This is a genomic window from Klebsiella sp. CN_Kp066 (genome assembly GCF_040065135.1).
In the GTDB taxonomy this organism is placed as follows: Bacteria; Pseudomonadota; Gammaproteobacteria; order Enterobacterales; family Enterobacteriaceae; genus Klebsiella; species Klebsiella oxytoca.
In genome coordinates this window covers 32813-57059 of the sequence record NZ_JBEAIU010000052.1, presented here as the reverse complement: position 1 = coordinate 57059, position 24247 = coordinate 32813, and the positions used below count along the sequence as shown (strand labels likewise).

Genomic DNA, 24247 nt, shown 5'->3' with positions numbered 1-24247 from the left:
ATTTCTCCCTGTTCCTGGTTTATCCCAGAGAGCATCATTCCTAACAAGATCTTTTCCCCCTTTCAACCAATGAGAAAGGGGGCTTTTTGTTTTTTTAGTTAAAAAAACAAAAACTATAGAGTTTCGATGTTATGAGGAAATGCTTATCTGACCAGGCTCAAGAGGGAAGGTTCCGTAGAAAAATATTTTTTTCAATATTCTCTCGTATCCATATTTTCTCCATTTTCTCGTCATAATTGCGTGCAATTCTGCGCCTCGTTCAGGTTATTTAAGATTGCGTCAGCAACTGTCTGGTGCAATGAACAGCATTATTCCCGGCAGGTATCTGCTATTGCTAAATATCTTCTAGACGACACCTTCATGCTAAAAAAAACGAGTATCATCGCCGGTCTATTGATTTCCCCTTTAACGCTCTATGCATCAACTTCATATACGGTTGATGACATTCGTTTCGAGGGTCTACAGCGCGTTACCGTCGGCGCCGCGCTACTGAGCATGCCTGTTCATACAGGAGAAGAGGTTTCTAATGAGGATATCAGCGACTCGGTCCGCGCCCTGTATGCCAGCGGCAATTTTGACAACGTACAGATCCTGCGCGATGGCAGCACGCTGGTAGTACAGGTAAAAGAGCGGCCTACCATCGCTAAAATCAGTTTTTCCGGCAATAAATCCGTTAAGGACGATGCCCTGAAAGAGAACCTGGCCGCCAGCGGCATTGAAGAAGGCAGCGCGCTGGATCGCAATACCCTTACGGAAATAGAAAAAGGATTACAGGATTTCTATTACAGTACAGGAAAATACAGCGCTCAGGTTCATGCCGTCGTCACCCCGCTGCCGCGTAACCGCGTTGATTTAAAGTTTGTCTTTCAGGAGGGGGTCTCGGCGAAAATTGCGCAAATAAATATTATTGGCAACAAGGCTTTTAGTGAAGAAACATTATTGGATCAGCTGCAGCTACGTGACAGCGTTCCGTGGTGGAACGTGATTGGCGATAAGAAATATCAAAAGCAAAAGATGGCGGCGGATCTTGAAACCCTTCGTAGCTATTATCTCGATCGCGGCTATGCGCGTTTTAGCATAAATTCAAGCCAGGTGAGTATTACGCCGGATAAAAAATCGCTATATATCACCATTAATATTGCCGAAGGTGCTCGTTATAAAGTCGCCAGTACGATGGTGACCGGCGATATGGCGCAGCATAATCAGGAAATTGAGGCGCTGGTGAAGCCTTTAGCGGGGAAATGGTATAGCGGTGCGGAAATCACGGCAGTCGAGAACAGTATTAAGACGCTGCTGGGAAAATACGGCTATGCCTGGCCGCAGGTGAACACCACATCGGATATTAATGATGCGGAAAAAAGCGTCATTTTGCATATCAGTGTCGATGCCGGACGCCGTTATTCGGTACGCCAGATTCGCTTTCAGGGTAACGATACTTCCCGTGATGCGGTGCTGCGTCGCGAAATGCGCCAGATGGAAGGTGCGTGGCTGAATGATGAGAAGGTCGAGCAGGGAAAAACGCGGCTGGATCGTACAGGATTTTTCGAAACTGTCGACAAGCAGATTGTTCCGGTAAGCGGTAGCCAGGATCAGGTGGACGTGGTCTATAAGGTGAAGGAGCGCAATACCGGCTCCTTTAACGTGGGTCTGGGCTTCGGCACCGATAGCGGCGTGAGCTACCAGCTCGGCGTCACCCAGGATAACTGGCTGGGAACCGGTAATAGCGTCAGCTTCAACGGCACGCGCAACAGTTACCAGTCCTATCTTGAGCTGGGAGCGACAAACCCTTACTTCACCGTGGATGGCGTTAGCCTCGGCGGTAAAATCTTCTACAACAGCTACGACGCCTCGGATGCCGATTCCGGGAGTTACAACCAGCAAAGCTACGGCGTCGGCAGTACGCTGGGATTCCCGATTAGCGAGAATAACGCTCTTAACCTGGGCCTGGACTATGTCCATAACCGCCTGACCAATATGGACCCGGAGCTCACCACCTGGAGCTATCTTAACTCGCGGGGCATCTATCCTGACGTTGTCACCAAAGATGGCGATAGCGGTGCGACCTATAGCGCCAATGACTATTTTGCCAGCGTTGGCTGGAGCTATAACAATCTGGATCGCGGTTTCTTCCCCCGGGCGGGGAATAAAAGCAGCCTGACCGCCAAGGTTACCGTACCCGGTTCGGATAACAGCTATTACAAAGTGACTTTCGATACCACCCAGTATATGCCGCTGACCGAGAACAAAAGCTGGGTGTGGATGGAGCACCTGCGTGCGGGCTATGCCGATGGGCTGAACGGCAAATCGGTGCCGTTTTACGATAACTTTTATGCCGGTGGATCGTCGTCGGTTCGCGGATTTTCGTCCAATACGATTGGCCCAAAAGCAGCGTATTATCGTTGTAATGGTTCTGAAAGCAGCTACAGCACCTGTCCGCTGGATTCTTCATCCGATGCGGTTGGCGGTAACGCGATGGCGGTCCTGAACAGCGAATTTATTGTGCCGACGCCGTTTGTGAATGACAAATATGCCGACAGCCTGCGAACGTCGCTATTCCTCGATGCCGGTACGGTATGGAGTACCACCTGGCAAAATACCGGTCAGACGCTGGCGGCAGGGATCCCGGACTATGGCGACCCTTCGCATATCCGTATGTCTGCCGGGATTGCGGTGCAGTGGATGTCGCCGTTAGGCCCGCTGGTGTTTTCCTGGGCTGAGCCATTTAAAAAATACGATGGAGATAAAGCTGAGCAGTTCCAGTTTAATATTGGTAAAACCTGGTGATGCCCGCGTTTAATATGCGCACAATCGCTTAGATATTTTTGACTCACTCCCGGTGTAATATTACAGGCTACCGCTTTTGGTAGCCTGTAATTTATTGTCAATATATACTTATTTATGTATGTTCATTGCTGGCGCTATCGTTGATTATTATGGCTAACCATTCATTGTTATAATGCAATATTCACGCTACATCTTAGTGAGTATAAAGCGCTTTGAGTATTGTCTGATATCACATTATTAATCTATCGCCTTGCGGTTATCTATGATGAATGCTATCAATATATAGAGTCATTAATCAGCAATGCACGCAAGGATAGAAAATGAAATGGACTATTCATAATACTCTTGTCTGCCCGCATTCCGGGGTAGCTTTTTCCTCAATTTCCAGCCTGCGGTTTTTAAAGTTTATTCTGTGGTATGAGGCCGACATTTTATTACTGCCGGGAGAGTCGATAAAACTCTACTCATCGAGCGTGTTAATCAACGAGCAATATCATGCGGTAAAAGTTTATAACATCACGCGATACGATGAAGCGCAGTGGGAGAAGCTGCGGGAGCGGCCTTCCTGTCCTTATCATTCTACCGCCACGACGGCAGACTCCTGCCGTTACCAGGCGCTCTGCGCCATAAAACGCTGCCCGAACGACTTTCCACGTGCAGTACCGGGGCTGCCGTCGGGGCAGCACGATCTGGGCCAGCAGATACGGTAAAACCTGACCCGTATCTGGCCATTGTTGTTGTTCATGCAGGTGATGTATTGTCGCAAAGGGGGAGAGTGCAGCAGGTTCCCGGTGATTAAGGTCTTACTCTTCTCTGGTGGCCAGAAGAGACGCATCCTCCCGGAGGCGGCACGTAGTCCCTGTCCTCCGGGCTACCCTTTTGTTGGCCCTGTCGCCCGGCTATGCACAGTGCGGACCGGGGATTTTCGCTAACGGCGCTTCGCCAGTGCGGGCATTCACGATGGTGTGGGCGTGGCCGCCCGGATAAGGCGGCCCGAAATCAGGTCATCATCATCGGCCATTCAGGCGGAGTCTGGCTCATGACTTCAATCATCACGTCCTTGATATTGCCCCAGATTTTCGCCACGTCCAGCAGCGTAATGCCCAACAGACCGGTGGCAAACCAGCAGGCCGCGGCCAGGCCAATACAGCTACAGATTACCGCTAAACCGGCATAATCACTTTTACGCAGCTGAATGTTCAACGAGCTGGCCAGAAACATCAGCACTGCGCTCACGAGCGGCCAGCGCAAAAGTACGACACTGGTAGTAATGGAAGCCATCAACCTATCCTCAACGAAATTTGGAAGCCTTTGACAACCTGGCGAGACTGACGGTGATGCGATGCTCTGGCTATCTTCAGGCAAACAGGAACGTAATGAAACAACGTTTTTGTTTCATTAGCTAATGTGAACTATATCACATTTGTTCTTTTATTCACCAGTCCAAAATGGGAGTTTTCTTGCGCTCATTGACCCTGCAAAGTTCATGGTTAATAAGGGGGGAGGGAGAGCTTTCATCGCGAAGGTCGATTATAAGCGATAGTCGAGCGCATTTCTTTTTTAATAAGGTTTAGGTTCTGCGGATTTTATTACATATTCCGGCGAATTATACGGATAAACCGAATTAGATAGTGGGGCTAATCTCATTATGTTGAGAATGTTTCTCACGTCTTGCATTAGCAAGTATTATTCATCATTCGTAGTCATGAGGTTTTTACGTCAAAGCGTGGGTTGCTGAGATACCCTGATTCATATCACAGTAAGAGGAATCATCGGGGCCTTTCACCTTGATTAAGGCGTATCGCATGGATAAAAAGCGTAAATGAGTCGTAGCGCGCCACACAAGGCGTTGAGAATTGTTGGCATCGTGCTGGTCATTCTGCTACCGGTGGTGCTGGCATTGTGGTTTGCGCAAATCCGCGCCAAAGCGGAAACCGCCGATCAGCTGCGGCTGTTTTCTCGGCTGGCGCTACAAAAAACGGAGTTGGTTATTCGAGAAGCTGACGAAGCGCGCGATAAGGCCCGTTTGTATCAGGGAGAAGTGTGTTCGCCGTATCATCAGCAATATCTGCTCGGCATTGTACGCGGTCTGCTCTATATCGACGACTTAATCTACGCCAACGGCAGCCATTTTTTCTGCTCCACTGCGGTACGCCGCGAGATGGGGTGGCAAATTCCGGCCGCAACCTATACCAAAAAGCCGGATATCGCGATTTACTACTACCGCGAAACGCCTTTCTACCCTGGCTATGCGATGAACTATCTGCAGCGCGGCCACTATGTGGTGGTGATTAATCCGCTCTCGTTCAGCGCGCTGATATCCAGTGACAGCAATCTCGCCTGGGGCGTGTTTGATACCAAAACGAACCATTTTTTTTCCGTCAGCAAGAACGCCGACCCTGAGGAATTACGTCATCTGATTCGCGCTGAAGAGGCGCTCTTTCAGCAGGATGGCCGCGTTTATGCCATCGCCCATTCCACCGTTCGCCCGATTGCCGTCATCATGTCCACCTCGCGCGTCAGCTATTACCAGAATTTTTATAATCAGGTGACGCTGACTCTGCCGCTGGGGCTGATTTGCAGCGTGTTGCTGTTACTGGTGTGGTCGCGCACGCGGCAGCAGTACCACTCTCCGCGTAATATGCTGCAGCGCGCGTTAAGCCGTCGCCAGCTGTGCCTGCACTATCAACCGATTATCGATATTAAAAATCACCGCTGCGTTGGTACCGAAGCGTTATTGCGCTGGCCGGGGTTTGATGGCCCGGTGATGAGTCCGGCGGAGTTTATTCCGCTGGCGGAAAACGAAGGGATGATCGCCCAGGTTACCGACTATGTCATCGATGAGGTATTTTCCGATCTCGGCGAATTTCTGGCGCGGCATCCGCACCTGTACGTAGCGATTAATCTCTCGGCTGCTGATTTTCAATCCGCGCGCTTGATTGAGCATATCAATGAGAAGGTCCGGCGCTACGCCATCAAGGCGGAACAAATAAAAATCGAAGTGACCGAACGCGGGTTTATTGACGTCCCGAAAACGACGCCGGTGATTCAGGCTTTTCGCGACGCGGGATATGAAATCGCTATCGATGACTTCGGCACCGGCTACTCCAATCTGAACAATCTCCATGCGCTCAACGTCGATATCCTCAAGATTGATAAATCTTTTGTCGATACGCTGTCAAACAACACCACCAGCCACCTGATTGCCGAACATATCATCCAGATGGCGAACAGTCTGCATTTAAAGATCGTCGCTGAAGGCGTGGAAACGGCAGAGCAGGTCGCCTGGCTACAAAAGCGGGGCGTGCAATATTGCCAGGGCTGGCTCTTTGCGAAAGCGATGCCGCCGCAGGAGTATATGCAGTGGCTGGCTAACGACCGCACCAGCCTCTGCCCCTGGCAACAACGTTATCAGGCGGAAATCTGATGGCGATAGTCGGTAGGCGTACGGTCGAATTCGCGGCGGAACACCCGTGAGAAAGTCTGCTGCGATACGTAGCCGAGATCCATCGCGATATCAAAAATAGGGCGCTGGGTGGTTCTTAGCGCTTCCGCAGCGAGCAGCAGACGGCGCTGGCGAATGTAATCACCTAGCGTTTGATGCATCACGGAGCGGAACATCCGCTGGAGATACCATTTTGAGTATCCCGATTTTCTGGCGACTACATCAATGTTAAGTGGTTGATCGATATGTTCATCAATCCATTCAATAAGCGTTTGGATAATATCCTGATGGGACATAAAGCGGCCTCTCTCAATTCTCGATTCGTCGTTTTGTCTGCGGGCGAGTATAATTCCTCAAGTTAACTTGAGGTAAAGCGCTTTATGGAAAAGAAATCTCCCCGCATCAAAATGCTGCTGACTCCCGGCGAAGTGGCAAAACGAACCGGCGTGGCCGTCTCCGCGCTGCACTTTTATGAAAGCAAAGGGCTGATCCACAGCCAGCGCAACGCGGGCAATCAGCGGCGCTACCGGCGCGACGTCCTGCGTGCGGTGGCGATCATTAAGATTGCGCAACGCATTGGTATTCCGCTGGCCACTATCGGTGATGCATTTGGCGTACTGCCGGAAGGGCATAACCTCAGCGCCAAAGAGTGGAAGATGCTGTCGTCCCAGTGGCGGGAGGAGCTGGACCGACGGATTCACACCCTGACCGCGCTGCGCGATCAGCTTGATGGCTGCATCGGCTGCGGCTGTCTGTCGCGCCGCGACTGTCCGTTACGCAACCCGGGCGATAAGCTGGGAGAAGAGGGGACCGGCGCACGGCTGCTGGAAGAGGATTAAAAAACTAAAGCGCCACAACAGGGCGCTTTAGTTGTTTTCCGGTCTTGGTCTTTCGCACTATCCCGCTGGTACGCAGGAGGGTTTCCCCCGACGTCGGCTCACCTCAGTATTGCGCAATATATTGATGGAGGTTCCGGTTTGCGCCGACAACTTAAGTGTGGCTCTTTTCTCTGATTTTGCCGCCTCATGTTGCCGAAAAATTCCCGTCATTCGCTGCCTGTTCCTATAGTTAATTTGAACAAACAGCGGGAGAGGCCCATGTTAACGGTACATCATCTCAATCAGTCACGATCGCAGCGCGTATTATGGGCGCTGGAAGAGTTGCAGCTGCCTTATCAGGTTGTCTCTTATCAGCGGGGAAAGGATATGCTCGCGCCAGCGGAGTTAAAAAGCGTTCATCCGTTGGGGAAATCGCCGGTCGTTGAAGATAACGGCCATATTCTGGCGGAGTCCGGCGCCATTCTGGAGTATTTACAGGAAACCTATGATAGCGCCAGGCGCTTAAAGCCTGAGTCGGTGGAAGATAAACTGCAATACCGCTTTTGGCTGCACTATGCCGAGGGTTCGCTGATGCCCCTGCTGCTGATGAAGCTGGTGTTTTCCAGCCTGGGCAAGCCCCCGGTGCCGTTTGGCATACGCACGCTGGGCAATGCATTAGGCAAAGGGGTACAAAAGGCCTGGCTTAACCGACAGGTTGAGACCCATGCCCGCTTTATTGAATCGCACCTTTCTCGCCAGCGCTGGTTTGCCGGCGCTGAGCTGAGTATGGCTGATATTCAGATGAGCTTTCCGGCAATGGCGCTGCTGGCGCGCGGCGGGGTGGGGGATTTACCGCATCTGACGCAGTGGGTTCAGCGGGTTGAGCAGCGTCCGGCATGGCAGAAGGCGATTGAGCGTGGCGGCCCATTTACCTTACCCGGCGAATGAACCATTACTAAAGCCGATGACAGGGGAAAATTGCTATCAGCGCAATACAAAAATGTTACCGGATTGCGCATGGACGATAACGTTTGCGCATCGGCTGGTTATTTCATGAACGTCATAAGCGAAATTTAGCTAAATCCGACAAACTTCTGTTGAAAAGGCCCGTCTAAAGGCTGGATAATCGTTTGCCTTTTTATTTTGCTCATCATTTCCTCTGCTGACAGGGGGGAGCAAAGTCATTCTTCACACCGTATTGTATGCGCGGAGTTAAACGTTTGCTTTTCACAGCCCCTGGCGCTGCGATGTAGCACAAGGAGATCGCGTTTAACTGGCAGTGGATGGTCCACCTCGCATCCAGACGAACGATAAAAATTCTCAGGGGAAGTTTTCTATGTCTACGCCTTCAGCGCGTACCGGCGGTTCATTAGACGCCTGGTTTAAAATTTCTGCTCGCGGCAGTACCGTGCGTCAGGAAATCGTTGCCGGTCTTACCACCTTCCTGGCGATGGTCTACTCCGTCATCGTGGTGCCGGGGATGCTCGGCAAAGCGGGTTTTCCGCCAGCTGCGGTATTTGTTTCCACCTGTCTGGTTGCCGGCGTCGGCTCGCTGGTGATGGGGCTGTGGGCGAACCTGCCGCTGGCGATTGGCTGCGCCATCTCGCTGACCGCTTTTACCGCTTTTAGCCTGGTGCTGGGCCAACAGATCAGCATTCCGGTCGCGCTGGGCGCGGTCTTCCTGATGGGCGTACTGTTTACCGTCATCTCCGCAACCGGCATTCGTAGCTGGATCCTGCGTAACTTGCCGCAGGGCGTTGCGCACGGCACGGGGATTGGTATCGGTCTGTTCCTGCTGCTGATTGCCGCCAACGGCGTTGGTCTGGTGATCAAAAACCCGCTGGACGGTCTGCCGGTGGCGCTGGGTAATTTTGACAGTTTCCCGGTGATTATGTCGCTGGTCGGGCTGGCAGTGATTATTGGCCTCGAAAAACTGAAAGTGCCGGGCGGTATCCTGCTGACGATTATCGGCGTTTCGATTATCGGCCTGATCTTCGATCCTAACGTTCACTTCTCCGGTATCTTCGCCATGCCGTCGCTGAGCGACGATAAAGGCAACTCGCTGATCGGCAGCCTGGATATCGTGGGCGCGCTCAACCCGGTCGTGCTGCCAAGCGTGCTTGCGCTGGTGATGACCGCGGTGTTTGACGCCACCGGCACGATCCGCGCGGTGGCCGGTCAGGCGAACCTGCTGGATAAAGACGGGCAGATTATCAACGGCGGCAAAGCGCTGACCACCGACTCCCTGAGCAGCGTCTTCTCCGGCCTGGTCGGGGCGGCGCCGGCGGCAGTGTATATCGAGTCTGCTGCCGGTACGGCGGCGGGCGGTAAAACCGGCCTGACCGCAGTGACCGTCGGCGTGCTGTTCCTGCTGATCCTGTTCCTCTCTCCGCTCTCCTATCTGGTTCCGGCTTATGCTACCGCGCCGGCGCTGATGTACGTCGGCCTGCTGATGCTGAGCAACGTGGCGAAAATCGATTTCAACGACTTTGTTGATGCGATGGCGGGGCTCATCACCGCGGTCTTTATCGTGCTGACCTGTAACATCGTTACCGGCATCATGATTGGTTTTGCGGCGCTGGTGATTGGCCGTCTGGTATCCGGCGAATGGCGTAAGCTGAACCTGGGGACGGTGATTATCGCCGCGGCGCTGGTCATCTTCTATGCTGGCGGTTGGGCGATTTAACTTTTCCTGCTAACGGCGGGCGGCTTTGGCCGCCCGTTTAATTTTTAAGCCACATCCTGTTTCCTTTTGCGTTAATCTGAGTAGCGTATTATGCCGAGACATGACGCCTCAGATGTAAAAAAGAAAACGCAGCAAACAGGGAACACATGGAAATATTCTTTACCATACTCATCATGACCCTCGTGGTCTCTCTCTCCGGGGTGGTTACACGCGTACTGCCCTTTCAGGTTCCACTACCTTTAATCCAAATCGCCATCGGCGCGCTGTTGGCCTGGCCTACCTTCGGATTGCATGTTGAATTCGATCCTGAACTCTTTCTGGTTCTGTTCATCCCGCCGCTGCTATTTGCCGATGGCTGGAAGACGCCGACCCGCGAGTTTATTGAGCATGGGCGAGAAATCTTCGGTCTGGCGCTGGCGTTAGTGGTGGTGACGGTGGTCGGTATTGGCTATCTCATCTACTGGATCGTTCCCGGTATCCCGCTGATTCCGGCTTTTGCCCTCGCGGCCGTCCTGTCGCCAACGGATGCCGTCGCGCTGTCCGGCATCGTCGGCGAAGGGCGTATTCCGAAAAAAATTATGGGAATTTTGCAGGGCGAAGCGCTGATGAACGATGCGTCCGGCCTGGTCTCCCTGAAGTTTGCCGTTGCGGTGGCGATGGGCACGATGGTCTTTACCGTCGGCGGCGCGACGGTGGAGTTCTTCAAGGTGGCGGTCGGCGGTATTCTCGCGGGCTTTGTGGTCAGCTGGCTGTACGGGCGTTCAATGCGCTTCCTTAGCCGCTGGGGCGGCGATGAACCGGCAACGCAAATTGTGCTGCTGTTCCTGCTGCCGTTCGCCTCTTACCTGATCGCTGAACACATCGGCTTTTCCGGCATCCTGGCGGCAGTCGCGGCGGGGATGACCATCACCCGTTCCGGCGTGATGCGCAGCGCGCCGCTGGCGATGCGCCTGCGCGCCAACAGCACCTGGGCGATGCTGGAGTTCGTGTTTAACGGCATGGTGTTCCTGCTGTTGGGCCTGCAGCTGCCGGATATTCTCTCCAGCTCGCTGGTGGCCGCAGAGGCGGATCCCAACGTCGAAACCTGGATGTTGTTTACCGATATCATCCTGATTTATGCCGCCCTGATGCTGGTGCGTTTTGGCTGGCTGTGGACGATGCGCAAGCTGAGCCAGCGTTTCCTGAAAAAGAAACCGATGGAGTTCGGCTCCTGGACCACGCGCGAGCTGCTGATCTCCTCCGTCGCTGGCGTTCGCGGGGCCATTACCCTTGCTGGTGTGCTGTCGATTCCTCTGCTGCTGCCGGACGGCAACGTCTTCCCGGCGCGCTATGAGCTGGTATTCCTTGCCGCCGGGGTGATTCTGTTCTCTCTGTTTGTCGGCGTGATTGTGCTGCCGATTCTGCTGCGCCATATCGAGTCGACCGACCATGTACAGCAGCGCAAAGAGGAGCGCCTGGCGCGGGCGGCAACGGCGGATGTGGCGATTGTCGCGATTCAGAAAATGGAAGAGCGTCTGGCGGCGGATACCAAAGAAAACATCGATAATCAGCTGCTGACTGAGGTCAGCTCGCGGGTAATTGGTAACCTGCGCCGTCGCGTTGATGGGCGTAACGATGTGGAAACCTCGATGCTGGAAGAGAGCCTCGAGCGCCGGTTCCGTCTGGCGGCGCTGCGTTCTGAACGCGGGGAGCTGTACCATCTGCGCGCCACCCGGCAGATCAGTAACGAGACGCTGCAGAAGCTGCTGCACGATCTCGACCTGCTGGAAGCGCTGCTTATCGAGGATCAGTAACACCGTACTCGTCCGCGACGGCGCCTGAGTCGCCTTGTCCGGGCTACCGCCCCTCAGACGATTGGGAATCTGTAGCCCGGATAAGGCGTTGACGCCGCGGTTAAGCGTGCCGCTTTCGGCATCTTACTTCAGCCAGAACGCCTTACTGCACTCCAGCCACGCCCGCGCGCTGTGCGACATGTACACGCCTTCCCGCCAAATCATTCCCAGTTCCCAGCGTAGAGCGCTTTGTAACAGTATCCAGCAAAAGCTCTGCGGGTCGAGGCGCTGGCAAATCGGCTCCGGTAAAATCGCGACGCCAATTCCGGCCTGTACCATCGCGGCCAGAAAATCCCACTGTCCGCTGCGCACGGCGATACGCGGCTTAACTTCATGCTGAGTAAATAGCCGCATCAGCTGCTGGCTGAGGGCAAAATCCTCGTTGTAGATCACCAGCGGATGTGCGGCGAGCGCTTCCGGCGACAACGAACTGATGCCTTCCCACTGCGCCGTTCTCGGCGTCAGCACGCAGAGCGGATGGCTGAACAGCGAGAGCGTGGTTAAGCCGCTGGCCTCATCAACGGGAAGCGCGGTCATGGCTAAATCCAGTTCACCGTTGCTTACCGCCTGCTGCACGGTCAGCCCGCCGAATTCGGAGATTTTCAATTCCACACCCGCATAGCGCTGGCGAAAGCGGCTAATCGGTTCGGCCATCAACATCCCGACCATCGGCGGAATGCCGAGACGCAGTACGCCCTTATGCAGATGATTAATATCGCTTAGCTCCGACTCCAGCTGATGAAATTCACCAAGGATGGCCTGTCCGCGCTCGAAAACTACCCGACCGGTATCGGTCAGCAGCAGCCGACGACCGTCGCGGATCAGCAGCGTGCAGTTCAGCTCATCTTCCAGATTCTTGAGCATCTTACTGATGGTCGGCTGCGTGACGAACAACTTCTCCGCTGCGCGGGTAAAGCTTTGCTGGCGCACCACTTCGACAAAATAGCGCAGCGTTCGGATATCCATAATTATTCCCTGAGACTATACCTGTGATGATTTTAATTCATTTCTGCCGGGCCCGGCGGCTCTCTATACTGCTCGCCTGTCTTCTTTTTCAGGAATACCGCTCATGGCCTTTGCGCCAGCTCGCGTGACGCCCTTCGTTATGCAACGTCTTCAGGTACCTGTTCAGGTACTGATCTACGCCGGACTGTTCGTCTGCGCTGACTATTTTGTTAACTGGCTGCACCTGCCGCTTCCGGCGAACCTTGTCGGCATGCTGATGATGTTGACGCTGATAGTCTGCCGGGTGATCCCTTTAAACTGGGTACGCGCCGGCGCCCGCTGGCTGCTGGCCGAGATGCTGCTGTTCTTCGTGCCGGCGGTAGTGGCGGTCGTCAACTACGCGCAACTGCTGATGGTGGAGGGCTGGCGCATCTTTCTGGTGATTGGCTTAAGTACCATGATGGTGCTGGGCGCGACGGCATGGGTGGTTGATAAAGTGTATCGCTATGAAGTCAGCAGGATGAAACATGAGTGATTTCCAGCTGAGCGTCCTGTGTCTTCTTATCACGCTGGGGCTCTATTTTGCCAATAAACGGCTTTATCGCCGCTTCCATAAACTGCCCCTGATGCCGCTGGTTTTCACCCCGATCCTGCTGGTGATGATGCTGGTATTCGGCCATATCTCTTATCAAAGCTATATGGGGGAGGCCCACTGGCTGCTATGGCTGCTGGGCCCGGCGACTATCGCTTTCGCCGTGCCGGTGTATGACAATCTGGCGATTATTAAACGCCACTGGATGTCGCTGACGGCCGGAGTAACGACCGCGTCGGTTGTTGCGGTGACCAGTTCGGTGTGGCTGGCGCGACTGTTTACCTTGCCCGATGAGATCCAGCGTAGCCTGGCGGTACGTTCGGTGACCACGCCCTTTGCGCTGGCGGCAGCTAAACCGCTGGGCGGTCAGCCTGATTTAGTCGCCCTGTTTGTCGTGGTCACCGGGGTATTCGGCATGGCGGTGGGTGATGTGCTGTTTCTGCGTCTTTCTATTCGCGAAGGGATGGCTAAAGGAGCGGGTTTCGGCGCGGCATCCCACGGCGCCGGTACCGCGCGATCTTATGAACTGGGGCCGCAGGAGGGCGTCGTCGCCAGCCTGGTGATGATGCTTTCCGGCGTTGTGATGGTATTGGCCGCGCCGCTGGTGCGCTGGGCAATGTTCTGACTATTATTTTCTGTGGTTTATCCTCCGCAAGGAAATAGACCACAGAAAAAATATATATCATCAATATTTATTTCAGTTGTCATTTCATATTTGATATACCTCAACCAATATAATCAGCACTTGAATCGTTGAAAACATGAAGTCATGTAAAAGTAGATGAAGTTTATCCGCCGATGTTAATCTCACTTATTTTACGTTTAAGTGTAACTAAATGTTTCAAAGTTGCCTCATTTTAACTTGATTCACAAATATAAATCACTATATTTATTTGCAGTATGAATGAGTGGTTTTTGCAATCTGTTGTTTTTATTTGTTTATTTTTAAATCATGTCTTTATCTTATAGGTTAATCTCATTTATGATTTTAGGATTATTCTTCATTAGTTATTGAGGGTAATCTTGTTTTTGGATATCTTATTGAGGTGAGCTTTTATTATTGAATGGATTCATGTGGAGCTTGAGCTTTTGCTTCAATATTTAAAATAATATTGTAAGCAGGCAGTTTATTTCCCTAAGCGCTGATATAACTTATAGATTGAGTTGATGCCTGTTTCCCTTCTCTAATAGAGTGCCATAAACAATTGATGGACTGATTGTTAATCTTAATAAACAGGAGAATACCAATGAAAATGAATGCAATAACTCTGGCTAAAATAGTCGCCTTCTCTGCGGGCTGCTCACTGGTGACAATGGCGCAGGCGGATAACACCATTACTTTTACCGGCACGGTCTCTGATACTACCTGTACAGCCACTATCGATAACGGCGTCTCATCCATTGAGATGGGGACTTCCTCCGTCGCGGATCTGAAGGCGAATACTTATGGCGCGGCCAAGAGTTTTTCTTTCACCCTGACCGGTTGCCCGAAAGTGGCTGATGGCGGTAACGCTAAGGCCAGAGTCACCTTTGGCGGTGAAGCCGATGAAACTAATAGCGATTACTTTAAGAACCAGGCTTCCGCATCGCCTGCGACGGGCGTTGCCGTAGCTATTTTTGATAACCAGGGTGCGCTGCTTAAAAATAATACTGAAGGTGCCGATGTGGATATTTCCTCCGGTGCTGCGACCATTCCTTTCACCGTAAAAATGGCGAAAGCAGGCAGTGCTGAACCGACTAAAGGCGCCGTTCAGACAACGGTAACCTACAACGTTACGTACTATTAATTCAGACGCTAATAAATACCAAGGGAAAGGGTAACTCTTTCCCTTACTGGACTCCATTATGAACAGATTATTCTACTTTATTTGTTTTTATTTGTGTGCGTTTGCGGCGCAGGCAAGCGTAGTCGTGGGCGGCACGCGGGTGATATTCGATGGCACACAAAAGTCGACGACGGTATCTGTTCAAAATAAGGATAATGTGACCAATATCGTTCAGTCCTGGATCTCCGTTGTCGATGCGGCCTCGCCAGCGAAAGATTCATTCATCACAACGCCTCCGCTATTTCGCCTGAAGTCCGGAGAGCAAGGATTTGTACGCATTCTACGTTCGGGTAAACCTTTGGCGGAGGATCGGGAATCCATGTTCTGGTTGAATATTAAGGGGATTCCCGCCATGGAGAACGCGCCGGACAAAAATATGGTTCAGTTTGCGATTAATTCCAGGATAAAGCTTATTTTTCGACCCGCCGCATTGAAAAGCGCCATACCAGAAAATTTTGCCGAAAAGCTGCAGTGGTCTGCTGAAGGGCGAGATATAAAAGTGAAAAATGTTTCTCCTCTATATATGAATTTCTCTGAAGTTTTGGTGAACGGCAAAGCAGTACCTGAAGCGTGGTTTGTTGCCCCCTTTTCAACAATAAAAATACCGGTAGCAAATGCCTCTTCTGCGGGCAAAAAGAAAATCACATGGAGCGTGATCAATGATTATGGAATGCCTGGACCGAAATATACCGCCATCATTCAATAACGTTGGAAAGCGTTATACCTTTTTATTGACCAGCGGCTATGCCGCCTTCATTTTCAGCTTTGCCACAATACCTCTCCCGGCGATGGCAGGTGAGTACTTCAATCCCCACCTGCTGGAGGTAAACGAAACCGGTACCTCCGCCGTTGACTTAACCTATATTTCTGAAGAGACGATTCCGCCAGGTGACTACAACCTGGATGTCTATATTAACCATACGTTTGTGGCTTCTGAGTCCGTCATTTTTACGCGACAGGATCAAAATAACGCCGCTTCATCCCGGCCATGTCTTTCCGTCGCGCGCCTGAAAGAGTGGTCGATTAAAACCGAAGATTATCCTGAGCTTACCGTGGCGGGTTCGGAGTGCGCAAAACTGTCTGCGATCCCCGGATGGGAGACGGCGGTACAGCTCTCGCAACAGCGAATCGACTTTACCTTACCCCAGGTGGCTTTAGTGCATCGTCCGCGGGGGTATGTCCCGGAAAGCCGATGGCAGCAGGGCATTACCGCCGGGCTATTGAATTACAACATTTCCGGGCAAAAAACCGATCCGCGAGATGGAGGCGTTTCCACCTCCAGCCAGTTTGTCAGCCTGCAGCCGGGGTTGAACGTTGGGCCGTGGCGTTTACGTAATTACAGCACCCTCAATCATAATGACGATGGCAGTCAGTGGGACTCCGTCTATAGCTATATTTCACGCGATATCCACGCCCTGAAAGGTCAGCTGATAGTGGGGCAAACCTATACTTCTTCGGCGGTGTTTGACAGCATCAGCTTCACCGGCCTGCAGCTGAACTCTGATAAAGAGATGCTCCCGGACAGCCTGAACGGCTTCGCACCGGTCATAAAAGGCATCGCGCGCTCGACCGCAGACGTGACGGTTTATCAAAACGGATACAGCATTTATAAAACAACGGTCTCTCCCGGCGCCTTTGAGATAAACGATCTTTATCCCACGGGAAGCGCGGGCGATCTCTACGTGACGGTGAAAGAATCAGACGGTAGTGAGCAGAGCTTTGTGGTGCCGTTTGCTTCACTGGCAATATTACAACGTGAAGGGCAGGTTGATTACGCTTTCAGCGGCGGCAAGACGCGCTCGGGAAGCGCGGGCGGAAAGGAGTATCAGCTTCTGCAATCCAACGTTGCCTGGGGAGCGTTGAGCAACGTCACGCTGTACGGCGGCTTTCAGCAATTAGAGGATAAATACAGTAATCTCCTGCTGGGGGCCGGGTTTAATTTGGGTTCAGTCGGGGCGCTCTCTTTTGATGCTTCTCAGTCCTGGGCTGACATAAAAGAAAATTCCTCATCGGATAACGCCTCATCCAGCGAAGGGCAGTCATACCGCGTGCGCTTTAGTAAAGATTTTCCACAGACGGGGACAAACTTTTCCGTTGCCGGGTACCGTTACTCAACGCATGGTTATTATTCTCTGCAGAACTTTATCGATCGGGCGGACTCTCATCGCGCCTGCTGTTCGTCATCCGGTCGGACTAAAGACCGCTTTGACGCTTCAGCGTCGCAGATTTTCTCCGGATTCGGTTCACTCTCCCTTTCGCTGGTCAGTGAGTCTTACTGGGATAACTCGCGGATGGAGTCGCTGGGCGTGAGTTATAGCAATACGTTTAGCCGGATGTCCTACTTCATTAACTACGCCTATAACCGCAATGTGCAGAGCAGCGGCCAGAATGAAAATAGCTCGCCTTCCAGCGACAGCATTATTTCGCTAACCGTGAGTATTCCTTTCGGCGCCGATATATCAGCCAGCTACAATATGAACAGCAGCCGGGTGGGAGACACCACTCACAGTCTTGGTTTAAATGGCTCCGCTTTCGCCGATCGTTCTCTGAACTGGAACGTGCAGGAGGGATATAACGCCAGCGATAAAAGCACCTCAGGGAACATCAACCTCAACTACCAGGGCTCAAAAGGTGAAGTCACCGCCGGATACGGTTATGACAGCAACAGCGCCCACTATAATTATTCGCTACGCGGTGGGATGCTCGCCCATTCCGGCGGGATAACGCTGTCACGCTATCTGGGCGAGAGCGTTGCGCTGATTGAAGCGCCTGGCGTCAGGGATATCGCGGTACGCGGGCAGACTAACGTCATGACCGATTCTGCCGGGTATGCCGTAGTGCCTTTCGTTCGCCCTTATCATGAAAACAATCTCTCCCTTGATGAACAGCAGGTCTCGGGAGCGGAAATAGATAATATCGTCAGAACGGTGGTCCCGACGCGCAATGCGATCGTAAAAGTTAAATATGATACCTGGATTGGCTATAAGGCCATGATGACCTTGCAATTTCATCATAAAGATGTGCCGTTTGGCGCGGTGATTACGCTAGAGGATGAAAGTCAGGAGTATAAACAAAAACGCAGCGCTATTGTCGGTGATTCCGGGCAGGCCTATTTGACCGGGCTGCCAGAAAAAGGCCGCTTATTTGTGAAGTGGGGCGATGCTTTAACTAGCCAGTGTTATGTCAATTATGATTTATCATCTAACAAATCAATTGACGATATTGTTTTTTATACGGCGGATTGCCGATGAACAATCTCAATATATTGTGTTTTGAGCACACCACTAAAATGATAGCGATGCGGATACGCCATGCTCAATCGCCATTGCGGCTAGCGATAGCTGCAATAGTAGGGCTACTGGCCAGTGCTTCATCTGCCTGGGCCTATGACGCTACGAGTACCGTCAATTTTAATGTCACCGGCAATATTGAAGAGCCTGTCTGTGAGGTTTTTGTAAAACCGTCCAATGCTATCAGCCTGGGGACGGTTTCTTCTCAGCGTCTGACCGGTAAACCGGGGGCCAGTAGCGATACCACAACCGTTTCCCTGGCATTTGATAACTGCTCAACCGGTACGTCTTCAGTGACGATAACGTTTAGCGGCGCTCCGTTTGATAGTACTTATCCCACAATTTATGTCAGTGAGCTGATTGATGGGGCAAAGGATGTTGGCTTACAGCTTGTGAGTGCCGCGGATGGGAAAACGCTGGGTCCAAACGAGAGTTATACCTATGCATTTACGGCCTCCCCTGGCGGACACGCCTTTGATATGGCGGCCAGAATGTATACGCCATACGGCAAAGTAACGCCAGGAAACGTTGCCTATACGGTCACTTTCAACGTGTCATACAAATGACGGAAGGTGTTTAGGGATATATATGAATAAATATTTTTTATTACTATTGATGTTGGTTTTCCCTATTTATGGTTGGTCCTGTAGCTCTGGGGCCAATTATGGTGATGTGACGATGGCAAATCTACCCGAACAAATATTAATTAATGCGGGGAGTTATTCTGCCGGAACGGTCCTTTATGACTCCGGGAGAATAACGCGTTCGAATACTCAGGTCTGGAACTGTGAGGGGAAGATGTATGCCCGTTTTGAATGGTCTTCAGCAAATGCAGGCGCACTTACTGGCGATCATATCTATACGACATCCGTACCGGGTATTGGTTTAAGAGTGAAAGTCTGGCTGAATATTACCGGTGAATATGATGGCGATACTGACGATTTTCTCCCTGATTACACTGAGCATTATATTGGCGACTCAGAGTTTTATCTTGGAAAACCAGGGGGGTTTTTAGATATCTATGCCACAACAAACTATTCACCCGCCTACCAGCTACAGCTGGTGGCCACGGGAGGCGCAATCGCCAGCAACAGCTCTCTGTCGATAAAGGACCCTATCTCATCGGTTTCGCTTAAAGATAGCACTGGCACGATGGTTATTTCCCAACTGCACATCAGCGGTACGACGCAAATCAAGCTGACGCCGATGGGCTGTACGGCAGGTACGACCGCGCTGAATTTCCCTATGGGCTCCGTGAAAACGAGTGAGTTTACTCTTTCCTCGACAGCCGGCTCCGCCCAGCAAACGCTGATGCTTTCCTGCGAACCCGGAACCAATATATCAATGCGTGTGACGGCGACTGAAGCCGAAGGCGATAATCCGAACAGGAGCGTTATTGCGTTAACGGCGGGGGAAAACGTAGCAACCGGTGTGGGTGTGCAGTTAAGCCTCAACGGGAAGGTCATACCGTTAAACACCAGTTTTTATTTAAGTACATCCAGCAGAAGTGTAACGTTGAATGCCGGAGCTGAGGCCAGCTACGCAACCTTCACCTACCCGAATAATCCCGGCGGCGCTGCTGCATCGAACTCGCTCATCTTTTCGACTAACTATTACAAAACCGGGGCTGAAGTGACGCCTGGAACGGCCAACGCCAGCGGAACGATAACATTTACCTATAACTAGAATCACCCCTACCCCAGCCGTCAGGCCGGGGTAGGGGTAATCATTAATGCGCCTGACCTTTCTCAATACCGATCCCGGTCTGCGAACGAATAAACTGGGCGCGGAACAGTTCACGCTCGCGCGCGCCTTCCGCGGAGCTATCGGTAGCAGAGAAGAACCAGATACCGATAAAGGCCACGGCGATAGAGAACAGCGCCGGATATTCATACGGGAATATCGCCTTTTCGTGACCGAGGATCTGCACCCAGATAGTCGGACCGAGGATCATCAAAATCACCGCGGTCAGCAGACCCAGCCAGCCGCCAATCATCGCCCCGCGCGTGGTCAGCTTCGACCAGTACATCGACAACAGGATAATCGGGAAGTTACAGCTGGCGGCGATGGAGAACGCCAGGCCGACCATAAAGGCGATGTTCTGATTCTCGAACAGGATACCCAGCAGAATCGCCACCACGCCGAGGATCAGTACGGTAATTTTCGACACCTTGAGTTCCTGACGCTCGGTCGCGCCTTTGCGGAACACGTTAGCGTACAGGTCGTGAGACACCGCCGATGCGCCCGCCAGCGTCAGGCCAGCAACCACCGCCAGAATCGTGGCGAAGGCGACCGCTGAGATAAAGCCAAGGAACAGGTTGCCGCCGACCGCATCCGCCAGATGTACTGCCGCCATATTGTTGCCGCCGATAAGCTGCCCGGCCGCGTCTTTGAACGCCGGATTCGCCCCCACCAGCATGATGGCGCCGAAGCCGATGATAAAGGTCAGAATATAGAAGTAACCCATAAAGCCGGTGGCATAGAATACGCTCTTACGCGCTTCTTTGGCATCGCTCACGGTGAAGAAACGCATCAGAATATGCGGCAGACCCGCGGTGCCGAACATCAGCCCGAGGCCGAGCGAGAGCGCCGATATCGGATCTTTTACCAGTCCGCCGGGGCTCATAATCGCCGAGCCTTTCGGGTGCACCGCCATTGCTTCGGTGAACAGATTATTGAAGCTGAAGCCGACGTGCTTCATCACCATAAAGGCCATAAAGCTGGCGCCGAACAGCAGCAGGACCGCTTTAATAATCTGCACCCAGGTGGTGGCGAGCATGCCGCCAAACAGGACGTAGAGCACCATCAGCACGCCGACAAGCACTACCGCGACGTGGTAGTTGAGGCCGAACAGCAGTTGAATCAGCTTACCCGCGCCGACCATCTGGGCGATGAGGTAGAGCGCCACTACCACCAGCGAACCGCAGGCGGAAAGGGTGCGAATCGGCCCCTGTTTGAGACGATAGGAGGCCACGTCGGCAAACGTGTAGCGGCCGAGGTTACGCAGGCGTTCGGCGATCAGGAACAGAATAATCGGCCAGCCGACGAGGAAACCGAGCGAGTAGATCAGCCCGTCGTAGCCGGAGGTGTAAACCAGTGCGGAAATACCGAGAAACGAGGCCGCCGACATAAAGTCGCCGGCAATCGCCAGACCGTTCTGGAAACCGGTAATGTTGCCGCCAGCGGTGTAGTAGTCGCTGCGTGAACGTACGCGTTTTGACGCCCAGTAAGTGATATACAGCGTCAGGGCGACAAAAATCAGGAACATGATGATCGCCTGCCAGTTGGTCGGCTGGCGCTGTACCGCGCCGGTGAGGGCATCTGCGGCATTGACGGTCAAAGGGAGCGTGGCGGCGAGCGCCGTCAGGACTTTCTTCATGATGCTTTAACCTCGCTGAGAATGCTTTTTGTCAGCCGATCAAATTCACCATTTGCCCGCCAGACGTATATTCCGGTTAATACGAAAGAGATAACGATCACGCCGATACCAATCGGAATACCCCGGGTGACGCTGGTTCCCGCATGCAGCGGCGTGCCCAGCCAGCCGGGGGCAAAGGCGATAAGCAGAATAAAGCCCACATAAATCACCAGCATAATCAGTGACAGGATGGCGGCAAACCTTTGCCGGGCTGCAACAAGCTCCTTAAAATGCGCACTATTTTCTATCCGCTGACAAATCTGATCGTTCATCATAGCGTCTCCAGAGGTTCCCTTTTGTCATCCACGCGCCGGTCGTCGGCAACACTTATCCCCCCGGCAGTTAACTGTCGGGAGTCAGCCTGTTTACCGCTTTCCTGCTACCTGAAATCCTTGGGGAGTGGGTATTTATATCCTCTCCCCTGGTGGGGAGAGGGTGTAGGGGATCGGTTAGTTTATGATGGCATAGCGATGGCCTGCTTCTCTTCGAGCAGTTTTTCCACCACGCCAGGATCGGCAAGCGTTGAGGTATCGCCGAGATTACTGGTATCGCCCGCGGCAATTTTGCGCAGTATACGGCGCATGATTTTGCCCGAACGGGTTTTCGGTAACGAATCGGTCCAGTGCAGCACGTCCGGCGTCGCCAGCGGGCCAATCTCCTTACGGACCCAGTTGCGCACCTCGGCGTAGAGCTCCGGCGTCGGTTCTTCGCCATGGTTGAGAGTGACGTAAGCGTAAATGGCCTGGCCTTTGATGTTATGCGGAATGCCGACCACCGCCGCTTCGGCGATTTTCGGATGCGACACCAGCGCCGATTCGATTTCGGCGGTTCCGAGACGGTGGCCGGAAACGTTCAGCACGTCATCGACGCGACCGGTGATCCAGTAGTAGCCATCTTCGTCACGGCGCGCGCCGTCGCCGCTGAAGTACATATTTTTAAAAGTCGAGAAGTAGGTCTGTTCGAAGCGTTCGTGGTCGCCAAACAGCGTACGCGCCTGGCCCGGCCAGGAGTCGGCGATCGCCAGGTTACCTTCGGTGGCGCCTTCCAGCGGCGTGCCTTCGTTATCCACCAGCACCGGCTGAACGCCGAAGAAGGGACGCGTCGCGGAACCGGCCTTCAGCTCAATGGCGCCGGGCAGCGGGGTGATCATAAAGCCGCCGGTTTCGGTTTGCCACCAGGTGTCCATCACCGGGCACTTCTCGTTGCCGATCTTCTTCCAGTACCACTCCCAGGCTTCCGGGTTAATTGGTTCGCCGACGGAGCCGAGAATGCGCAGGGAAGAGCGGTCGGTGCCTTCAATAGCCTTATCGCCTTCCGCCATCAGCGCGCGGATCGCCGTGGGGGCGGTATAAAGAATGTTGACCTGATGCTTGTCGACCACCTGGCACATGCGCGCCGGGGTTGGCCAGTTCGGTACGCCCTCGAACATCAGCGTCGTCGCGCCGCAGGCCAGCGGACCGTACAGGAGGTAGCTGTGGCCGGTGACCCAGCCGACGTCGGCGGTGCACCAGTAGATGTCGCCCGGATGGTAGTCAAAAACGTATTTAAACGTTGAGGCCGCATAGACCAGGTAACCGCCGGTAGTATGCAGTACGCCCTTTGGCTTACCGGTCGAGCCGGAGGTATAAAGGATAAACAGCGGATCTTCAGCGTTCATCTCTTCAGGCTGGTGTTCCGCGCTGGCTTTCTCAATCAGATCGCTCCACCACAGGTCGCGGCCTTCCTGCCAGTCGATTTTGCCGCCGGTACGTTTAAACACCACCACGTTTTCGATGCTCTTCACGTGCGGATTTTTCAGCGCGTCGTCGACGTTCTTCTTCAGCGGGATCGCGCGACCGGCGCGCAGGCCTTCATCAGAGGTGATCACCAGGCGGGAGTTGGAATCGATGATACGTCCGGCGACCGCTTCCGGTGAGAAGCCGCCGAAAATCACCGAATGGATAGCGCCGATGCGGGCGCAGGCCAGCATGGCCACCGCGGCTTCCGGCACCATCGGCATATAGATAGCCACGACATCGCCCTTTTTAATGCCGAGGTCGAGCAGGACGTTGGCAAAGCGGCAGACATCGCGGTGGAGTTCGCGATAAGTGATATTTTTGCTCTGGCTGGCGTCGTCGCCTTCCCAGATGATGGCCGTTTGGTCGCCGCGCTCCGCCAGATGGCGATCAAGACAGTTAGCGGCCAGGTTAAGGGTGCCGTCTTCGTACCATTTGATGGAGATATTACCCGGCGCGAATGAGGTGTTTTTCACGCGCGTGTAGGGCTTGATCCAGTCGAGAATTTTGCCCTGTTCGCCCCAGAAGGCATCTGGGTCGGTGACGGACTGCTGATACTGCGCCTCGTACTGTTCCGGGTTAATCAGGCAGCGTTCCGCAATATTAGCGGGAATAGAGTGTTTATGTATTTGGCTCATGGCTTTTTTTCTCCTGTAGGTTGTTAAATATATGTCAAATAAACGTTAATAGTAGGGGCTTTGGCGGCTTTGTTTGCTATTTGGGGGACAGATCACGCATTGATTGAACTGAATGAAAATCAATCAAATGAAACTTTGAGGTGAAATAATTTCTGAAATGGATTTATAGAAAATGAATTTATTAAATATTTTTTATAA

General features: G+C 52.9%; 20 protein-coding genes. 14 read left to right on the top strand and 6 right to left on the bottom strand.

Annotation, left to right across the window (positions count from 1 at the left end):
* The first annotated feature begins 360 nt into the window (after positions 1-360).
* Entirely contained in the window at positions 361-2784 is a 2424-nt protein-coding gene (gene bamA, locus ABLV75_RS20620; protein ID WP_004109489.1) for an outer membrane protein assembly factor BamA, read from the top strand.
* Between the two features lie 320 nt (positions 2785-3104).
* Positions 3105-3494 (top strand): anti-adapter protein IraM, encoded by a 390-nt coding sequence (gene iraM / locus ABLV75_RS20615; RefSeq protein WP_004109486.1) that lies wholly within the window; start codon positions 3105-3107, stop codon positions 3492-3494.
* Positions 3495-3783: 289 nt separating this feature from the next.
* Here iraM and ABLV75_RS20610 read toward each other — a convergent pair whose 3' ends face one another.
* Positions 3784-4065 carry a YjcB family protein gene (locus ABLV75_RS20610; RefSeq protein ID WP_004109483.1) on the bottom strand — a complete coding sequence of 94 codons (282 nt, stop codon included), beginning with the start codon at positions 4063-4065 and terminating at the stop codon, positions 3784-3786.
* Positions 4066-4606: 541 nt separating this feature from the next.
* Here ABLV75_RS20610 and ABLV75_RS20605 point away from each other — a divergent pair.
* On the top strand, positions 4607-6211 hold the full coding sequence (locus ABLV75_RS20605) for an EAL domain-containing protein (RefSeq protein ID WP_004109480.1): 1605 nt from the start codon (positions 4607-4609) through the stop codon (positions 6209-6211).
* On the opposite strand, the gene soxS is transcribed toward ABLV75_RS20605, so the two are convergent.
* Positions 6196-6525, bottom strand: coding sequence for a superoxide response transcriptional regulator SoxS (soxS, locus tag ABLV75_RS20600; RefSeq protein WP_004109478.1), 330 nt, complete (start codon positions 6523-6525; stop codon positions 6196-6198). The two genes, ABLV75_RS20605 and soxS, sit on opposite strands and share 16 nt — an antisense overlap.
* 84 nt (positions 6526-6609) lie before the next feature.
* Between soxS and soxR the strand changes: the two genes are divergently transcribed.
* From soxR to ABLV75_RS20580, 4 genes are all read left to right on the top strand, one after another.
* Entirely contained in the window at positions 6610-7068 is a 459-nt protein-coding gene (gene soxR / locus ABLV75_RS20595; protein WP_004109476.1) for a redox-sensitive transcriptional activator SoxR, read from the top strand.
* 258 nt (positions 7069-7326) lie between these two features.
* Positions 7327-7995 carry a glutathione S-transferase gene (locus tag ABLV75_RS20590; protein WP_004109473.1) on the top strand — a complete coding sequence of 223 codons (669 nt, stop codon included), beginning with the start codon at positions 7327-7329 and terminating at the stop codon, positions 7993-7995.
* A gap of 388 nt (positions 7996-8383) precedes the next feature.
* A complete protein-coding gene (locus ABLV75_RS20585; RefSeq protein ID WP_004109470.1) occupies positions 8384-9733 on the top strand; it encodes an NCS2 family permease in 1350 nt (449 codons plus the stop codon).
* Between the two features lie 146 nt (positions 9734-9879).
* Positions 9880-11526 carry a Na+/H+ antiporter gene (locus ABLV75_RS20580; RefSeq protein WP_004109468.1) on the top strand — a complete coding sequence of 549 codons (1647 nt, stop codon included), beginning with the start codon at positions 9880-9882 and terminating at the stop codon, positions 11524-11526.
* A gap of 123 nt (positions 11527-11649) precedes the next feature.
* Here ABLV75_RS20580 and ABLV75_RS20575 read toward each other — a convergent pair whose 3' ends face one another.
* Positions 11650-12531 carry a LysR family transcriptional regulator gene (locus ABLV75_RS20575; protein WP_004109465.1) on the bottom strand — a complete coding sequence of 294 codons (882 nt, stop codon included), beginning with the start codon at positions 12529-12531 and terminating at the stop codon, positions 11650-11652.
* Positions 12532-12634: 103 nt separating this feature from the next.
* Between ABLV75_RS20575 and ABLV75_RS20570 the strand changes: the two genes are divergently transcribed.
* From ABLV75_RS20570 to ABLV75_RS20540, 7 genes are all read left to right on the top strand, one after another.
* Positions 12635-13045, top strand: coding sequence for a CidA/LrgA family protein (locus ABLV75_RS20570; RefSeq protein WP_004109448.1), 411 nt, complete (start codon positions 12635-12637; stop codon positions 13043-13045).
* On the top strand, positions 13038-13727 hold the full coding sequence (locus tag ABLV75_RS20565) for an LrgB family protein (protein ID WP_004109445.1): 690 nt from the start codon (positions 13038-13040) through the stop codon (positions 13725-13727). Before ABLV75_RS20570 ends, ABLV75_RS20565 begins: the two co-directional genes overlap by 8 nt.
* Positions 13728-14349: 622 nt before the next feature.
* Entirely contained in the window at positions 14350-14889 is a 540-nt protein-coding gene (locus ABLV75_RS20560) for a fimbrial protein (protein ID WP_004109443.1), read from the top strand.
* A gap of 58 nt (positions 14890-14947) precedes the next feature.
* The gene (locus ABLV75_RS20555; protein WP_004109441.1) at positions 14948-15634 is read left to right on the top strand and encodes a fimbrial assembly chaperone; all 687 of its coding nucleotides are present in this window, start codon (positions 14948-14950) and stop codon (positions 15632-15634) included.
* On the top strand, positions 15588-18179 hold the full coding sequence (locus ABLV75_RS20550) for a fimbria/pilus outer membrane usher protein (RefSeq protein ID WP_004109439.1): 2592 nt from the start codon (positions 15588-15590) through the stop codon (positions 18177-18179). The genes ABLV75_RS20555 and ABLV75_RS20550 overlap by 47 nt, the downstream gene beginning before the upstream one ends.
* Positions 18176-18784: a fimbrial protein gene (locus ABLV75_RS20545; RefSeq protein ID WP_004109438.1), complete on the top strand. Its 609-nt coding sequence runs from the start codon at positions 18176-18178 to the stop codon at positions 18782-18784. The genes ABLV75_RS20550 and ABLV75_RS20545 overlap by 4 nt, the downstream gene beginning before the upstream one ends.
* A gap of 22 nt (positions 18785-18806) precedes the next feature.
* Positions 18807-19904 carry a type 1 fimbrial protein gene (locus ABLV75_RS20540; protein WP_023320183.1) on the top strand — a complete coding sequence of 366 codons (1098 nt, stop codon included), beginning with the start codon at positions 18807-18809 and terminating at the stop codon, positions 19902-19904.
* A 43-nt stretch (positions 19905-19947) separates the two neighbouring features.
* Here ABLV75_RS20540 and actP read toward each other — a convergent pair whose 3' ends face one another.
* The 3 genes from actP to acs form a co-directional block, all read right to left on the bottom strand.
* The gene (gene actP / locus ABLV75_RS20535; protein ID WP_004109434.1) at positions 19948-21597 is read right to left on the bottom strand and encodes a cation/acetate symporter ActP; all 1650 of its coding nucleotides are present in this window, start codon (positions 21595-21597) and stop codon (positions 19948-19950) included.
* Positions 21594-21908: a DUF485 domain-containing protein gene (locus ABLV75_RS20530; RefSeq protein ID WP_004127871.1), complete on the bottom strand. Its 315-nt coding sequence runs from the start codon at positions 21906-21908 to the stop codon at positions 21594-21596. Before ABLV75_RS20530 ends, actP begins: the two co-directional genes overlap by 4 nt.
* Positions 21909-22090: 182 nt before the next feature.
* On the bottom strand, positions 22091-24049 hold the full coding sequence (acs, locus tag ABLV75_RS20525) for an acetate--CoA ligase (protein WP_004109430.1): 1959 nt from the start codon (positions 24047-24049) through the stop codon (positions 22091-22093).
* Positions 24050-24247 lie beyond the last annotated feature (198 nt).

Bases quoted from the DNA above. Each gene is read 5' to 3' on its own strand.
- bamA (WP_004109489.1), top strand. From the start codon at position 361: ATGCTAAAAAAAACGAGTATCATCGCCGGTCTATTGATTTCCCCTTTA.
- soxR (WP_004109476.1), top strand. From the start codon at position 6,610: ATGGAAAAGAAATCTCCCCGCATCAAAATGCTGCTGACTCCCGGCGAA.
- soxS (WP_004109478.1), bottom strand. From the start codon at position 6,525: ATGTCCCATCAGGATATTATCCAAACGCTTATTGAATGGATTGATGAA.
- ABLV75_RS20580 (WP_004109468.1), top strand. From the start codon at position 9,880: ATGGAAATATTCTTTACCATACTCATCATGACCCTCGTGGTCTCTCTC.
- actP (WP_004109434.1), bottom strand. From the start codon at position 21,597: ATGAAGAAAGTCCTGACGGCGCTCGCCGCCACGCTCCCTTTGACCGTC.
- ABLV75_RS20560 (WP_004109443.1), top strand. From the start codon at position 14,350: ATGAAAATGAATGCAATAACTCTGGCTAAAATAGTCGCCTTCTCTGCG.
- ABLV75_RS20575 (WP_004109465.1), bottom strand. From the start codon at position 12,531: ATGGATATCCGAACGCTGCGCTATTTTGTCGAAGTGGTGCGCCAGCAA.
- iraM (WP_004109486.1), top strand. From the start codon at position 3,105: ATGAAATGGACTATTCATAATACTCTTGTCTGCCCGCATTCCGGGGTA.
- ABLV75_RS20555 (WP_004109441.1), top strand. From the start codon at position 14,948: ATGAACAGATTATTCTACTTTATTTGTTTTTATTTGTGTGCGTTTGCG.
- ABLV75_RS20565 (WP_004109445.1), top strand. From the start codon at position 13,038: ATGAGTGATTTCCAGCTGAGCGTCCTGTGTCTTCTTATCACGCTGGGG.
- ABLV75_RS20605 (WP_004109480.1), top strand. From the start codon at position 4,607: ATGAGTCGTAGCGCGCCACACAAGGCGTTGAGAATTGTTGGCATCGTG.
- ABLV75_RS20610 (WP_004109483.1), bottom strand. From the start codon at position 4,065: ATGGCTTCCATTACTACCAGTGTCGTACTTTTGCGCTGGCCGCTCGTG.
- ABLV75_RS20550 (WP_004109439.1), top strand. From the start codon at position 15,588: ATGATTATGGAATGCCTGGACCGAAATATACCGCCATCATTCAATAAC.
- acs (WP_004109430.1), bottom strand. From the start codon at position 24,049: ATGAGCCAAATACATAAACACTCTATTCCCGCTAATATTGCGGAACGC.
- ABLV75_RS20590 (WP_004109473.1), top strand. From the start codon at position 7,327: ATGTTAACGGTACATCATCTCAATCAGTCACGATCGCAGCGCGTATTA.
- ABLV75_RS20540 (WP_023320183.1), top strand. From the start codon at position 18,807: ATGAATAAATATTTTTTATTACTATTGATGTTGGTTTTCCCTATTTAT.
- ABLV75_RS20545 (WP_004109438.1), top strand. From the start codon at position 18,176: ATGAACAATCTCAATATATTGTGTTTTGAGCACACCACTAAAATGATA.
- ABLV75_RS20570 (WP_004109448.1), top strand. From the start codon at position 12,635: ATGGCCTTTGCGCCAGCTCGCGTGACGCCCTTCGTTATGCAACGTCTT.
- ABLV75_RS20530 (WP_004127871.1), bottom strand. From the start codon at position 21,908: ATGAACGATCAGATTTGTCAGCGGATAGAAAATAGTGCGCATTTTAAG.
- ABLV75_RS20585 (WP_004109470.1), top strand. From the start codon at position 8,384: ATGTCTACGCCTTCAGCGCGTACCGGCGGTTCATTAGACGCCTGGTTT.